The 13,800-nt window shown below is 70.4% G+C and carries 13 protein-coding genes; 5 read left to right on the top strand and 8 right to left on the bottom strand.

Going from position 1 to position 13,800, the window contains the following annotated elements:
• The first annotated feature begins 15 nt into the window (after positions 1-15).
• Both AQJ46_RS21015 and AQJ46_RS21020 read left to right on the top strand, forming a co-directional pair.
• Entirely contained in the window at positions 16-432 is a 417-nt protein-coding gene (locus AQJ46_RS21015) for a DUF742 domain-containing protein (protein WP_059207068.1), read from the top strand.
• A complete protein-coding gene (locus AQJ46_RS21020) occupies positions 419-1,021 on the top strand; it encodes a GTP-binding protein (protein WP_059207069.1) in 603 nt (200 codons plus the stop codon). The genes AQJ46_RS21015 and AQJ46_RS21020 overlap by 14 nt, the downstream gene beginning before the upstream one ends.
• 37 nt (positions 1,022-1,058) lie before the next feature.
• Here AQJ46_RS21020 and AQJ46_RS21025 read toward each other — a convergent pair whose 3' ends face one another.
• From AQJ46_RS21025 to AQJ46_RS21045, 5 genes are all read right to left on the bottom strand, one after another.
• Complete coding sequence (locus tag AQJ46_RS21025; protein ID WP_059207070.1) at positions 1,059-1,727, bottom strand: ABC transporter permease; 669 nt, start codon at positions 1,725-1,727, stop codon at positions 1,059-1,061.
• Positions 1,724-2,413 carry an ABC transporter permease gene (locus AQJ46_RS21030; RefSeq protein ID WP_057611117.1) on the bottom strand — a complete coding sequence of 230 codons (690 nt, stop codon included), beginning with the start codon at positions 2,411-2,413 and terminating at the stop codon, positions 1,724-1,726. The genes AQJ46_RS21025 and AQJ46_RS21030 overlap by 4 nt, the downstream gene beginning before the upstream one ends.
• Positions 2,413-3,555 (bottom strand): ABC transporter ATP-binding protein, encoded by a 1,143-nt coding sequence (locus AQJ46_RS21035; RefSeq protein WP_079072370.1) that lies wholly within the window; start codon positions 3,553-3,555, stop codon positions 2,413-2,415. The genes AQJ46_RS21030 and AQJ46_RS21035 overlap by 1 nt, the downstream gene beginning before the upstream one ends.
• 72 nt (positions 3,556-3,627) lie before the next feature.
• On the bottom strand, positions 3,628-4,818 hold the full coding sequence (locus tag AQJ46_RS21040) for an RES family NAD+ phosphorylase (protein ID WP_059207072.1): 1,191 nt from the start codon (positions 4,816-4,818) through the stop codon (positions 3,628-3,630).
• Between the two features lie 57 nt (positions 4,819-4,875).
• On the bottom strand, positions 4,876-6,333 hold the full coding sequence (locus AQJ46_RS21045; protein WP_059207073.1) for an alpha/beta fold hydrolase: 1,458 nt from the start codon (positions 6,331-6,333) through the stop codon (positions 4,876-4,878).
• A gap of 232 nt (positions 6,334-6,565) precedes the next feature.
• Between AQJ46_RS21045 and AQJ46_RS21050 the strand changes: the two genes are divergently transcribed.
• Positions 6,566-8,614: an ArnT family glycosyltransferase gene (locus AQJ46_RS21050; protein ID WP_059207074.1), complete on the top strand. Its 2,049-nt coding sequence runs from the start codon at positions 6,566-6,568 to the stop codon at positions 8,612-8,614.
• A 71-nt stretch (positions 8,615-8,685) separates the two neighbouring features.
• Here AQJ46_RS21050 and AQJ46_RS21055 read toward each other — a convergent pair whose 3' ends face one another.
• Genes AQJ46_RS21055 through AQJ46_RS21065 form a run of 3 tightly spaced genes read right to left on the bottom strand, consistent with a single transcriptional unit; the run spans position 8,686 to position 11,480 of the window.
• Positions 8,686-9,411: an FAD:protein FMN transferase gene (locus AQJ46_RS21055; protein WP_059207075.1), complete on the bottom strand. Its 726-nt coding sequence runs from the start codon at positions 9,409-9,411 to the stop codon at positions 8,686-8,688.
• Positions 9,412-9,421: 10 nt separating this feature from the next.
• Positions 9,422-10,129, bottom strand: coding sequence for an FMN-binding protein (locus AQJ46_RS21060; protein WP_059207076.1), 708 nt, complete (start codon positions 10,127-10,129; stop codon positions 9,422-9,424).
• 10 nt (positions 10,130-10,139) lie between these two features.
• Positions 10,140-11,480 (bottom strand): ferredoxin reductase family protein, encoded by a 1,341-nt coding sequence (locus AQJ46_RS21065; protein ID WP_079072371.1) that lies wholly within the window; start codon positions 11,478-11,480, stop codon positions 10,140-10,142.
• A gap of 153 nt (positions 11,481-11,633) precedes the next feature.
• Here AQJ46_RS21065 and AQJ46_RS21070 point away from each other — a divergent pair, with 153 nt between their 5' ends.
• Both AQJ46_RS21070 and AQJ46_RS21075 read left to right on the top strand, forming a co-directional pair.
• Positions 11,634-12,323 (top strand): response regulator transcription factor, encoded by a 690-nt coding sequence (locus AQJ46_RS21070; RefSeq protein WP_167368218.1) that lies wholly within the window; start codon positions 11,634-11,636, stop codon positions 12,321-12,323.
• The gene (locus AQJ46_RS21075; protein WP_059207078.1) at positions 12,320-13,777 is read left to right on the top strand and encodes a sensor histidine kinase; all 1,458 of its coding nucleotides are present in this window, start codon (positions 12,320-12,322) and stop codon (positions 13,775-13,777) included. The genes AQJ46_RS21070 and AQJ46_RS21075 overlap by 4 nt, the downstream gene beginning before the upstream one ends.
• Positions 13,778-13,800 lie beyond the last annotated feature (23 nt).

A 13,800-nucleotide genomic window follows, 5' to 3' on the forward strand; every position in this document is an offset into this window, starting at 1 on the left:
GGAGGAAGCGCAGTCATGGCGGACGGCAGCACGCCTCCGAGCCCGGAGCCGGGCGGCCCCGTGCCCGCCGTACGGCCGTTCCTCGTCACCGCCGGCCGGGTGGCACCCGATCCGTCCGGCCGGACGATGCCCGTCGAGACCCAGGTGGTGGCCACCGCCGAGGGACTCGCCGTGCTCGACCGGCTCGCCTTCGAAGAGCACGACATCGTCGCCGCGTGCCGGATACCGCAGTCCATCGCGGAGATCGCGGCCCGGCTGCGGCTGCACCTGAACGTGGTGCGGATCCTCGCCGAGGACCTGCGCACGGCGGGGCAGCTGACGGTGCACGTGCCCGACACCGACGTCACCCACGACGCCTCCGTCCTGCGCAGGCTCATCGATGGCCTGCGCGCCATCCCCGACTCCCGAGGGGTACTCCGTGACACCGACTGAACCGGCCCCCCGGCCCTCGGCCGCGCCCTCCGCCGCCGTACGACCGCCGCTGCCGGTCAAGATGGTGATCGCGGGTGGGTTCGGGGTGGGCAAGACGACCGCGGTCGGCTCGATCTCCGAGATCGAGCCGCTGACCACCGAGGCCGCCATCACCGAGGTCGCCGCGGGCGTGGACGACCTCAGCCACACCCCGCGCAAGACCACGACCACGGTCGCGATGGACTTCGGCTGCATCACGGTCGACCCGACCCTGAAGCTGTATCTGTTCGGCACGCCGGGGCAGGAGCGCTTCGGCTTCATGTGGGACGACATCGTCGAGGGCGCGCTCGGCGGCCTGGTCATCGTCGACACCCGCCGCCTCGACGACTGCTACGCCGCGGTCGACTACTTCGAGCACCGGCAGATCCCGTTCGCGGTCGCCGTCAACGCCTTCGACGGCAGGGTCGAACACACCCTGGACGAGGTCCGCTGGGCCCTGGACGTCAACGACCGCGTCCCGGTGGTCGTCTTCGATGCGAGGGAGCGCGGTTCGGTCCGCGACGCGCTGCTGGTCGTACTGGAACAGGCGTTGGCGCGCACGGAGGCTTGACGGGGCCGGGGGAATCGCAACTCCCCCGGCCTTTCGCCTAGTTGCTCCTGAGCACTCCGCGCGAGACCGTGAGCCGGGTGATCCCCCAGAACAGCGCCAGCGTCCCCAGCGCCATCAGGGCGACCAGTGCGGCGCCGCCCACGACCTTCTCGTAGTTGCGCTGGTAGAGACCGTCCACGATGTACCGCCCGAGCCCCCCGAGGGACACGTACGCGGCGATGGTGGCCGTCGACACGATCTGGATGGCCGCCGACCGCAGTCCGCCGAGAATCAGCGGCAGGGCGACCGGAAGCTCGACCCGGAAGAGCACCTCCACCTCGTGCATGCCCATCCCCCGGGCCGCGTCCACCGGGGCGGGGTCCACCGACCGCATCGCCTCGTAGGTGGTGACCAGGATCGGCGGCACGGCGAGCACGACCAGCGGGATCATCACGTTGACCAGCCCGAACCCGAGCGACAGGGTCATCAGCACCAGCAGACCGAAGGTGGGCAGGGCCCGCCCGGCGACGGCTATGAAGGCCAGCGCGTTGCCGCCCCGCCCGTAGTGCCCGGTGACGAGCCCCACCGGCAGCCCGATCGCCGCGGCGATGGCGAGGGCCTCCAGGGTGTACTGGACGTGCTCCCCCAGCCTCGTGGGAATCCCGTCGTAGCCCTGCCAGTGTGCGCTGTCGCTGAAGAACGCGTTGATGAAGTTGAGGATGTTCACCGGGCGGCGACCTCCGGTTCGGGCCGCTCCGCGCGCCGCGCACGCGCGCCGCTCGGCATCCACGGCGTCAGAAGCAGTCGTACGACGACCAGCAGCCCGTCGGCGAGGATCGCGAGGACCGCCATGGTCACCACGGCGTTCACGGCGAGTTCGGGCCGGTTGTAGATGTTCGCGTCGTTGATGAGGTTGCCGAGCGCTCCCTGGTTGCCGATGAGCGCGCCGACACTGACGAGGGAGATGCTCGACACGGTCGCCACCCGCAGCCCCGCGATGATGGCGGGCACGGCGATCGGCAACTGGACCTGGATGTACCGGCGTACGGGTCCGAAGCCCATCGCCGTCGCGGCGGCGATGGTCTCCTGCGGCACCGAACGCACGCCGTCGACGATCGCCGGGACCAGGATGACGAGCGTGTAGACGGTGAGCGGGATCATCACCGTGAGCTCGGTCTGACCGGTGTAGTCGATGAGGACCACGAAGAAGGCCAGCGACGGGATGGCGTACAGCACGGTCGTCACCCACAGCACCGGCGGGTACAGCCACCGGAAGCGCACGCACAGCTGGGCGAGCGGCAGGGAGATCAGCAGCCCGGCGAGGACCGGCAGCCCGGCCTCCCGGACATGCAGGCCGATGAGACCGAGCCAGCTGTGCTGGAGGTCGCTGGGGATGTCGAAGAAGCCGTCCATCAGCCGACCTTGGAGTCCGGGACGGGGGCGTCCGTAAGGCCCTGCGCGTGCGCCCCGCGGATCGCCTCGCCGATGGCCTGCTGGGAAACCACGCCGGCCACCCGCCCCTCGGTGTCGACACCGACGGCCCACCCGGTGGGCGAGAGCACGGCGCAGTCCAGCGCGGCCCGCAGCGAGTCCGTGCCGGCGACGAACGGCCGCCCGTAGGGCAGCAGTTGCCCGATGTCGACGCTCCCGGCGGTCAGCTGTCGCGGCTCGCTCCAGCCGAGGGGCTTGCCGTCCACGTCGGTGACGAGGAGATAGGGGGCCTCGGCCGTCTCCCGCGCGGCGATCTGCTCGGCGGTGGCGTCGACCGCGACGACCGGCCCGGTGAGCAGTCGCAGGCCGGCGGAAGGGAAGAAGGAGAGCCGCCGGATGCCGCGGTCGGTGCCGAGGAAGTCCTCGACGAACGCGTCGGCGGGGCTGGAGAGCAGTTCGGCGGGCGGCGCGTACTGGGCGAGCTTGCCGCCGGTGCGCATCACGGCGACCATCGTGCCGATCTTGACGGCCTCGTCGATGTCATGGGTGACGAAGACGATGGTCTTGCCCAACTCGTCCTGGATGCGCAGGAGTTCGTCCTGGAGCCCCTTGCGGACGACGGGGTCGACGGCCGAGAACGGCTCGTCCATCAGGAGTACCGGCGGATCGGCGGCGAGCGCCCGCGCCACACCGACGCGCTGCTGCTGTCCGCCGGACAGCTGGTAGGGGTACCGCTTGGCGAGCGAGCCGTCGAGTCCGACCCGCTCCATCAGCTCCCGGGCCCGGGCCCGCGCCTTCTCCTTGCCCCAGCCCAGCATCCGGGGCACGGTGGCGATGTTGTCGACGATGGTGCGGTGCTGGAAGAGACCGGCGTTCTGGATGACGTACCCCATGGACCGGCGCAGCGTGTTCACCGGCTGCTGCCGGCTGTCCTTGCCGTCGATCAGGATGGTCCCCTCACTGGGCTCGACCATCCGGTTGATCATGCGCAGGGTCGTCGTCTTGCCGCAGCCCGAGGGACCGACGAGGACGGTGATCGAACGGTCGGGGATCTCCAACGAGAGCCGGTCGACCGCCACCGTGCCGTCCGGGTACCGCTTGGTGACTGAATCTATCCGTATCAAAGCGCCGAATACCCTTCGGGTCTGGCAGAAGTTGTCCGCATTCGGCCGGTCGGGCAGGCCGTCCGGCAGAGTCTAGACGGGTTGTGTTACGTGACGGCGGTCGAGGTCTTCCACCCTTTCGGACCCCTCGATGAGCCGCAGAGTGCCCTGTCCGTCGACGGCGCCAGGTTCCAGGCACTGGGTGGCGTCGACGAAGAGGGCGTAGTTCACACCGCCGGTGTGTGCCGAGCGGAAGCGGATGCCGTCGACACTCAGCTCGGCGGACTGGCGGAAGTAGTCGGTCAGGTACTGCGTGGGGCGGTAGTCGCGGTGCTTGCGGCCGTCGTAGAAGACCGGTCGGCTGAGGTCCCTGGCGAAGTCCCGGAGGAAGACGAGGGAGTCGCGGCGGGCGGCGTGCCTGCGGTCGAACAGGCTCGGCGGTTCGGGGATGTCGACGAGGTCGAGGAGCCGCAGCGGGCGGGTCGTCTCGAAGGCCGCGACGGCGGCGAAGGGACGGCCGTCCCGCGCGGAGATCTCCACGACGGCCGTTCCGGCGGCGGCGGAACCGTAGAACAACGGAATGCCCGCACGGCTCATACGGTTCTCCGCCGCGCGCTCGGGGGGTACCGAGCCGATGTCGGCGGCCCGGTAGCCGGGGAGGGTCTTGTCCGAGCGCATCCGGCCGCGCCAGATCTTCACGCCCGGTTCGATGCGCATGACCAGATTCTCGTCACGGACGATGCCGGCGATCCGGCCCATGAGGGATTCGAGCCGGTCCCGGTCGGAACCGGGTGACGGGTCGCTGTCCGGTAAGTCCAGGTCGCGCGCGGCCACCGTCCGGCACAGCCCCTCCCAACTGTCCCGCACCGCGCTGGAGCGGGGCACGTACGCGACCGGGTCGCCGTCCCACTCCCGCCGGTCGATGTACTCCTGGACGGCCTTGAGCACGTCGGCGTCGAGCACCGGCTCACAGGCCTCCGCGACCGCCTGTGCCGGATCGGGCGGCACCTTGTGGGAGTCGCCGTGCGGCCACTCCACAGGCGCGTCGGCCGGGCAGCCGTATCCGGACAGCGCGAAGAGGACGGTGTCGGCGAGCCGGCCGACCAGGACGACCTGCGCGGGGCCGCGCGCGCCCTCGGGACAGAAGGCGCACCTGCCCTCGAACGCCGCACCCCGGAGCTCTTCGTCCAGATACCGGTCATGGATGTGGGCGAAGCACAACGCCCTGTCGTCCACGGCCGGTTTACGGTACGCGGCCCCGTCGTCGCCGTCGGCGCTCTCCATGTGTCAACGGTACAGGCGGCGAATCGGCACAGCAGCGCGAACCACCGGAGGGCGCACCTAGGCGGCCTCGTTCTCCGCCTTCTTGGCCAGCAGCAGGTCCTTGATCAGGTCGAAGCTGCGCCTTCTGCGGGCGGCGAAGTGGATGCTCCAGGAACTGTCGTCGGACAGTTCGGTCATCAGCGCGTCCCAGACGAGCTCGAAGCTCTTGGCGAGCGTGATGTCGCCGCGGCCGGACCCGAGCAGGGGCAGGCAGATGGAGCTGAGGGGCAGGTTCAGCTCGGCGCGCTCTCTGCGGGCCACCTTAAAGATGTTGTGCGTGGCCTTGGTGATGGCGTGCCGGTTGACGGTGTACTCGCCGGTGCCGTCCACGGGGGTGACGACGGCCGCGTGGTAGATGCGGCGGACGTCGCATTCGGCGAGCGCGCCGGAGGGGGTCGGCGCGACCGTGCCTTCGAGGACCGGAAGGCCGTAGCGGGCGTGGGCGCGCAGCCAGGCGATGAGGCTGTCGCCTGCCACGTCCTCGAGGATCTCGCCGCCTGCTCCTTTGATGGCGGCGGCCCGGCGCAGACTGCCCGAGGTCGAGGACTTGAAGAACTGCGACATCTGCAAGTAGATGTTCTCCGAGGACACGATGATGTCGATACCGGACAGCTGTTCCAGTGGACCTCCGTGTATGAAGAATGGAGTGGCGGAATCACCGGTCCGTACGACCACCGGTCCGAACATCTGGTGTTCCGCCAGGAACTCCTCACCTTTCGCTGCCGATTGCGAGTGAGTGGGCTCACCCGAAACGGACTCCTCGGGAAATGGCTCCCGCAGGGCCTTGTCCAGATCGCCCAGCAGGGCGCGTACGAGCCGCCCGTCAGAGCTGGGCTTGATGACGGAGAAATGGTCGCCGGGCAGTACCCCGGTGTCGGGGAAGACGCTCACGGCCGAGGAGGGCGAGACCACGTTGTCGCTCTCGCCGGCGTAGGACACGAGGGGGATCGGGCAGCGGTCGCTGGATACGTACCGGGCATGCACGATGCCCGTCATCACCCTGCGCTGCGCTTCCTGCACCGGACCGTGGAGCGGCCTCAACTCACGTTCCTGGGCGTTGCCGATGGCACCCATGAGACCGCGGCGCGCCAACAGGAGGAGATCCGAACCGTTGTTGGGGCAGGCGAACATGACCACGCGCCGGATCCGGGCGAGTTCCCACCCCCGCCCTTCCTCGAGCATCCTCGACAGGTATCTCTGGACCACGAGTCCGCCCTGGCTGTGGGTGACGAACACCAGGCGCTCGTGGGAGATCGGCTGGCCGTCGAGATAACTCCTGAGGCTCCCGGCGACGGTGTCGAGGGTCGGCGATTTGCGCAGCGGATTCATCGACGTGCGGGTCGTCGCGTAGTCGAAGAAAAGTAAATCGAAATCCTGTGCAATGCGGGGTATCCCGGATAACTGCGCCCTGAGGTCGCGCCAGGTGTCCGACGAGGAGAACAGCCCATGGACGAAGACGATCGCGGCCCTGACCATACTTCCCCCCGTTGATGCGTTCCGCGCCCCCGGGCGGCCCGTTTCAGCTCCCAGGAATATAACCGTCCCGGGCCCGCGCCAACCGTCGTTTCCAGGTGCCGCGGCAGGGCCGGCTGTGGGCACCCTGTGAGTCCCCTGATTCTCATCCTTCGTTCAGCGAAGCCACAGGGATCACCCAGCACCGGGCCCGATGGTCATGACAACCACCGCTCGGAGACCTGGAGTACGTGCCATGACGACCCTCGCCCCACCGCCCGCGCCGACCACCCAGGACGGCCGGCACCGGGCCGCGCCGCCCGCCGCGCGCAGCCGGCTGCGCGCACTGTTCACCGGTCCCCCGCAGGATCCGCGCTGGGCCCGCCCCGCGCTGTGGGCGATCCTGGTGCTGGCCACGGCACTGTACGCCTGGAACATGTCGTCGATCAGCGGCAACACCTTCTACGACGCGGCCGTCTACTCCGGCACCAAGAGCTGGAAGGCGTTCTTCTTCGGCGCCCTCGACTCGGGCGGCTTCATCACGGTCGACAAACCGCCCTTCGCGCTGTGGGTGATGGGGCTCTCGGCGCGTGTCCTCGGGTACGGCACCTGGCAGTTGATGCTGCCGATGGTCGCGCTCGGCACCGGCTCGGTGGCCCTGCTGTACCGCATGGTCAAGCGGGACTTCGGCGCCACCGCGGCCACGATCGCGGCGCTCGCGCTCACCCTCACGCCGATCACTGTCGCCATCACCCGGGACACCAACCCGGACCCGGTCCTGGTCTTCCTGATGCTGCTGGGCGCGGCCGCCCTGATGAAGGCCGTGCGCACCGGGAAGCTGTTGCCGCTGGTGTGGTCCGGGGTGGCGATCGGCTTCGCGTTCAACACCAAGATGATGCAGGCGTACGTCGTCCTGCCGGCCTTCTTCCTCGTCTACCTGTGGGCCACCCCGCTCAATCTGGGCAGGCGCGTCCGCAACCTCGCCGTCGGCACCGTCGCGCTGGTCGTCTCCAGCGCCTGGTGGATGGTGGTCGTCGACCTCGTTCCGGCGTCCTCCCGGCCGTACATCGGCGGCTCCACCGACAACACGGTGTGGGACCTGGTCATCGGTTACAACGGCTTCGGCCGGATCTTCGGGGCGAGTTCCTCGGTGGGCTCGCAGGGCAACGGCGCCAGTTTCGGCGGCGAGGCGGGTCTGTACCGGCTGTTCAACAGCATCATGGGCGGCCAGATCTCCTGGCTGATCCCCTTCGCGCTCGTCGCCCTGATCGGCGGTCTGGTGCTGCGCGGCCGGGCCCCTCGCACGGACGCCGAGCGGGCGGCACTGCTGCTGTGGGGCGGCTGGTTCGTCCTGCACTACCTGACCTTCGCGCTCGCCGAGGGCACCTTCCACCCGTACTACGTCACCGCCATGGCGCCCGGCATCGCGGCTCTGGCCGGTATCGGCGGCGTGATGCTCTACCGGGCCTTCCGTGAGGGTTCGGCGGCGGTGGGGGTCCCCCCGCGCAAGCGCGTTCGAGCGTGGGGGAGGGCGTGGGTGCTGCCGACGGCGATCGCGGGCAGCACGGTGTGGGCGGTCGTCCTGCTCCAGCGGGTCTCCGGCTCCGGGACGCCGTACACGGTCGCCGAGGTCGTGGCCGGGGTCGCGGGTGCGGTCGCCGTGATCGGGCTGCTGCTGGGCCGGTTCACCGGGCGGCAGCGGCTGACCGGCATCGCGGCCCTCGCGGCGGTCGTCGCGCTGCTCGCCGGTCCCGCCGCGTACGCGGCGTCGGCGGCCGGCTCCAGCACCAACGGCACCAACCCGACGGCCGGTCCGAGCACCGGCGGCATGGGCGGGGGCGGCGGCATGGGCGGGGGGCAGCGGCCCAGTGGGAGCGGCGGCCCGGGCGGCGGCACGGGCACGAGCAACAGCGCGCCGAGCAGCTCCAGCAGCCAGTCCACGGGCCAGTCCGCGTCCGGCCGTACCGCCGGAGGCATGGGCGACACCCAGGTCTCCTCCGCGATGATCTCGTATCTGAAGAAGAACCAGGACGGCGCCACCTGGCTGGTCGCGGTCGCCACCGACCAGACCGCCTCCTCGATCATCCTGGAGTCCGGTGAGCCGGTGATCTCCATGGGCGGCTGGTCCGGCTCCGACAACGCCATGACCCTCGCCAAGCTGAAGGGCCTCGTGAAGTCCGGCAAGCTGCACTACATCGTCGTCAGCGACAGCGGCCAGGGTTCCTCGAACTCCGAGATCTCCACCTGGGTCAAGAAGAACGGCACGGCGGTCTCGGCCTACAGCGGCTTGTACCGCCTCGGCTGACCGGCACGTGGACACGCGGAGGGCGGGCCGCCGGTGAACAAACCGGCGGCCCGCCCTCGTGACGTGTCCGGTCAGGGGACGGCCGGGAAGTCCGGCGTCCGCAGTACCCGGCGCTCCGCGTCCACCGCGAAGACCTCGCAGCCCGGCAGGGAGGCGGCCCAGTCGACGCCCTCGGCGCCCATGGCGAAGGCCGCCGTGGCGACCGAGTCGGCCTCCGTGAGGGTCGGGGCCACGACCGTGAGGCTGAGGAGGCCCGTCGCCGCACGTCCGGTCCGGCCGTCGACGATGTGGTCGCCCCGCTCGTAGCGCGCGGACGTCGCGACCGCCCCGCCGTCGAGCGAGAGGACCGTGCACAGTTTGTCGGCGTGTTCGGGGTGCCGTACGCCCACCCGCCAGGGACCGCCGGCGGCGACCACGTCACCGCCGGCGTTGAGGACGAACCGCGTCGCGCCGGCCGCTGTCAGCACCTGAGCCGCCCGCTGCACCGACCAGCCCTTGACCACCGCGCAGGGGTCGAGCCGGCGACCGGGCAGCCGTACGTCGAAGGCGCCGCCGGTGGCCTTTCGGTAGTGCTCGCACAGGTCGAGGATCTCGCGCAGGTCCGCGCTCAGCCCGTCCGCGGACAGCTCGCCCCGGTCGTACCGCGACACCTCGCTGTCCTCCTTGAACGGGCTGAACCGGGCATCGGCCTCGCACAGCCAGGCGAAGACCGCGTCCGCCGCCGACTCGGGGACGTCCTCGTCGTCGACCCGCAGCGAGACCGGGAACCCCATGACGTGTTCGACGCGGTGCAGCATGATCGGTACCTCAGCCCCTCGCGTCGATCGCGGCCTGGAGGGACTCCTTGTAGGCGTCACTGGTGATGGTCGCGCCGGACACCGTGTCGATGTCCGCACTCTGCGCCTCCAGCGTCTCCGCCACCAGCTTCGGCACGGCGGCCGTCGTCTGCGGGTGGTTCGGCTGCTGGAGCATCTTCACCGCGGTGATCTTCGTACCGGAGAAGGTCACCTGGACCTGTACGGGGCCCTTCTCCGTGCTGAGGGCCGAACCGTCGACGGTCTGGGAAGACGCCTCGGAAGCGGCCGAGGGCGAGGCCGACGCCGCCTTCGCGTTGTCGTCGATCGCGGCCTGGAGGGACTCCTTGTAGGCCTCGCTGGTGATGGTCGCGCCGGACACCGTGTCGATGTCCGCACTCTGCGCCTCCAGCGTCTCCGCCACCAGCTTCGGCACGGCGGCCGTCGTCTGCGGGTGGTTCGGCTGCTGGAGCATCTTCACCGCGGTGATCTTCGTACCGGAGAAGGTCACCTGGAGCTGCACAGGGCCCTTCTCCGTGTCGACCGTCGTGGTCGTGACCACGTTCGTACCGGACGATCCGGAGGACGAGGACGACGAGGACGACGTCGAGGGCGCCGGAGTGGTCGCCTGGACGGTGGAGGACTGGGCCGACGGCTGGTAGAGCCACACGGGGACCAGGCCCGCGATGCTCAGGACGACGACAGGTATGGCTCGTTTCACGGTCTGTTCCTCATCCCGCCAGGCTGAAGCGCTCGAAGTGGATCTGCGGCTTGGGCACGTCCAGCTCGCGCAGGCTGCCCAGGACCGCGTTCATCATCGGGGGCGGTCCGCACAGGAAGACGTCCCGCTCGGCGATGTCGGGCACGAGACGGGCCAGTTCGCCCGCCGCCAGCTTGTCGGGCACCGGCGGGCCGGTGACCAGGTGGAGTTCGGCGCCCTTGGCGGTCGCGAGGTCGCGCAGCTCGTCGTAGAGGACGGCGTCCCGGTCGGAGCCGACCCGGTAGATGACGACGGCGTGGCCCTGCACCTCCTCCAGGAGCGCCCGGATCGGGGTGACGCCGACGCCGCCGGCGATGAGCACGGACTCGGGCCGCGTGCGGTGCAGGGCGGTGAAGGCGCCGTAGGGGCCCTCGGCGAAGACGCGGGTGCCGACCTTGACGTGCCTGAGGGCGGCGCTGCCCTCGCCGGCCGCCTTGGCGGTCAGGCGCAGCGTCCTGCCGTCGGGGGCGGCGGAGAGGGAGAAGGGGTTGGCCTGCCACCAGCGGTCGGCGGTCAGGAAGCGCCACAGGAAGAACTGTCCGGCGCGGGCGGGGAGTTGGTCGAGGTCCTTGCCGCTGATGTAGATCGAGACGACGCTGTCGTTCTCGGGCACGACGGCCGTGACCCGGAACTGGTGACGCCAGTTCCGCCACAGCGGGAGCACCGCGCGGCCCAGGACGACCGAGCCGAGGGCCACGCCCCAGACGCCGTACCAGTACCCGGTGGCGACGGAGGAGGACGTGAAGGTGGTGCCGACGGCGACCTGGTGGGTGAAGGCCAGCACCACGGCGACGTACGTGTACAGGTGGATGAAGTGCCAGGTCTCGTAGGCGAGACGGCGCCGGGCGTACCGGGCGGAGACCGCGCCGACCGCGATGATCAGGCAGAACGCCACGACCGCGCGCAGAACGCCCTCGGTGGTCTCGGCGAGGTCGACGATCTCGCCGATCGGGCCCACGTCGGTGCCCTCGGCGTAGCCGAAGCTGATGAAGACGACGTGTGCGAGCAGCGTCCACAGGATGCCGAAGCCGGTCCAGCGGTGCCAGGAGGTCAGCCGGTCCATGCCGATGCGGCGGTCGAGCCAGGGCAGCCGGGCCACCAGGACCAGCTGGAAGGCCATGATGAGCGCGGCGTACAGGCCGGTGAGGCGGCCGAGCACGATGAGCGCGTTGGAGGCGAAGCCGGCCTGGGCGAAGAACCAGGCGACCACGGCCGCGTTGGCGGCCAGCACGGCGTAGAGCCCGGTGCGGGCCACCACCCTGGGGCGTTGTATCGCCGTGGGGGGCGCAGGGGGCGATTGGACGGTCGTCACGGGTCGTAGCTCCTTGATCGGGGCCTCTGGATTACCGAGCTTGTCCGGCGGGAGCTGTCGATTCGCTGTCGTACAACTTTCAAGAGGTTATCGATGTGGCCGGGGCGCCCACCCGGCCGTGGCTTTCCGGCCGCTGTGCAGCACTATGAGCAGGTGGAAAAAGTACGACTCCTCGTCGTGGACGACGACCCGCCGATCGCCGATCTCGTGGCGACGGTCGCCCGCTACGAGGGCTGGGAGGCCGTCACCGCGAACTCCGGTGAGGAGGCGCTGAGCCGGGCCGCGGAGTTCCGTCCCGACATCGTGGTGCTCGACCTCATGCTGCCCGACATCGACGGCTTCGGCGTGCTGGAGCGGCTGCGGCGCTCGGGCACGATGGTGCCCGTGGTGTTCCTCACGGCGCGCGACGCGGTCGCCGACCGGGTGGCCGGGCTGACCCGGGGCGGGGACGACTATCTGGTCAAGCCGTTCGCGGTGGAGGAGCTGATGGCCCGGCTGCGGACCGTGCTGCGGCGCAGCTCCGGACCCGGCTTCCAGCGCTCGGTGCTCTCGGTCGCGGATCTCACGATGGACGAGGACACCCGCGAGGTGCGCCGTGGCGACAAGCTGCTCACCCTCACTCCGACCGAGTACGAGGTCCTCAGGTACCTGATGCGCAAGTCGCCGACCGTGCTGACCAAGGCGCAGATCCTCGACCATGTGTGGGAGTACGGCTTCGGCGGCCGCTCCAACGTCGTGGAGCTGGTCGTCAGCCGGCTGCGCCGCAAGCTGGACGACACGGGCGAGCCCCTGATCCACACCGTGCGGGGCTTCGGGTACGTCATCCGGCAGGCGGCCGAATGAGATCCTTTTTCGGCCGCCTGCGTTCGGCGTACCGGAGGATGCGGCTCGGTACCCGCCTCGCGCTGGGGCTCGGGGCGGTGGCCCTGGTGGTGTTCGCGGTGGTGGGCACCGCGCTGACCACGTACATGCGGGACTATCTGTCGGCCCAGCTCAACGAGCAGCTGTCGCTCGCCCAGGTCGCCCAGTCGAAGAGCATCGCCGAGTCCGGCACGCTCACGGGCAAGAAGTACTGGGCCTGGTACTACGCGGTGTACGACATCAAGAACGGCACCCCGCGGCTGCGCACGCCCGAGGACCCCTCCGACCTGCCGGAGGACGTCGACGAGTTCACCGCCGTCGCGAAGACGCAGACCGTCGCGCACACCGAGGTCCTGGCCACCGAACACCTGAAGGGGCAGGGCGAGTACCGGCTGCGCGCCTGCGAGGTCGAGCCCGGTGTGGTCCTGGTCAGCGCGGCTCCCATGGACGACATCGACGCCACGGTACGGCGGCTGATCACGGTCCAGGTCGTCGCCTTCGGGTCGGCGCTGCTGGCTCTCGTGGTGGTCGGCCGCAAACTGCTGCGCCGGGGCCTGAAACCGCTGAGCGACATGGCGCACACCGCGCACGGTATCGCCCTGCACGACCTGACCGAGTCGGCGGCCCGGCTGCCGTTGCGTGCCGACAAGCGGGGCGGCGGCCCGGAGGTCGAGGAGCTGCGGACGGCGTTCAACACCATGCTGGAGCACATCGACGACTCACTCGCGGTCCGTGCGGAGGCCGAGCAGCGGCTGCGCCGGTTCGTCGCGGACGCCTCGCACGAGCTGCGCACCCCTTTGATGTCCGTACGGGGCTACGCGGACCTCTTCCAGTACGCCGCCGCGAACGCCCCCGAGGAGCGCGACAAGCACCTGGCCCGGCTGCGCGCCGAGGCCGCCCGCATGGGTTTCCTCCTGGACGACCTGCTGCTGCTCGCCCGCCTGGACGCGGCGGAGGTGGAGACGCCGCTCAGGCCCGTCGAGACGGACCTGGTGGAGCTGGTGGAGCACGCGGCCGACGCCTTCCGCGCGAGCCACCCGGACCATCCGCTGACGCTGACGCCGGGTCCCCTGGCTTTGAAGCTGCGGCTCGATCCGCAGCGCGTCCGCCAGGTCCTCGACAACCTCCTCGCCAACGCGGCCATGCACACTCCGCCGGGCACGTCGGTCTCCGTCGGGGTCCGCGTCCGGGACGGCCGGGCGCAGGTGCGGATCGCGGACGCGGGTCCCGGCATTCCGGCCGCCGACCAGGAGCGGGTCTTCGACCGCTTCTACCGCGTCGACAAGGCCCGCAGCCGGGACCGGGGCGGCAGCGGCCTGGGCCTCGCGGTGGCGAGGTCCCTGGTCCGGGCGCACGGCGGCGCGATCGAGCTGGCCGCCGAGCCGGGCTCGACGGTGTTCACGGTGTCGCTCCCGCTGAGCCGCACGCGGCCGTGAGTCTTACGAAGCCGTGACGTGAC

Origin of the sequence: Streptomyces canus (assembly GCF_001514145.1) — a bacterium.
GTDB lineage: Bacteria > Actinomycetota > Actinomycetes > Streptomycetales > Streptomycetaceae > Streptomyces > Streptomyces canus.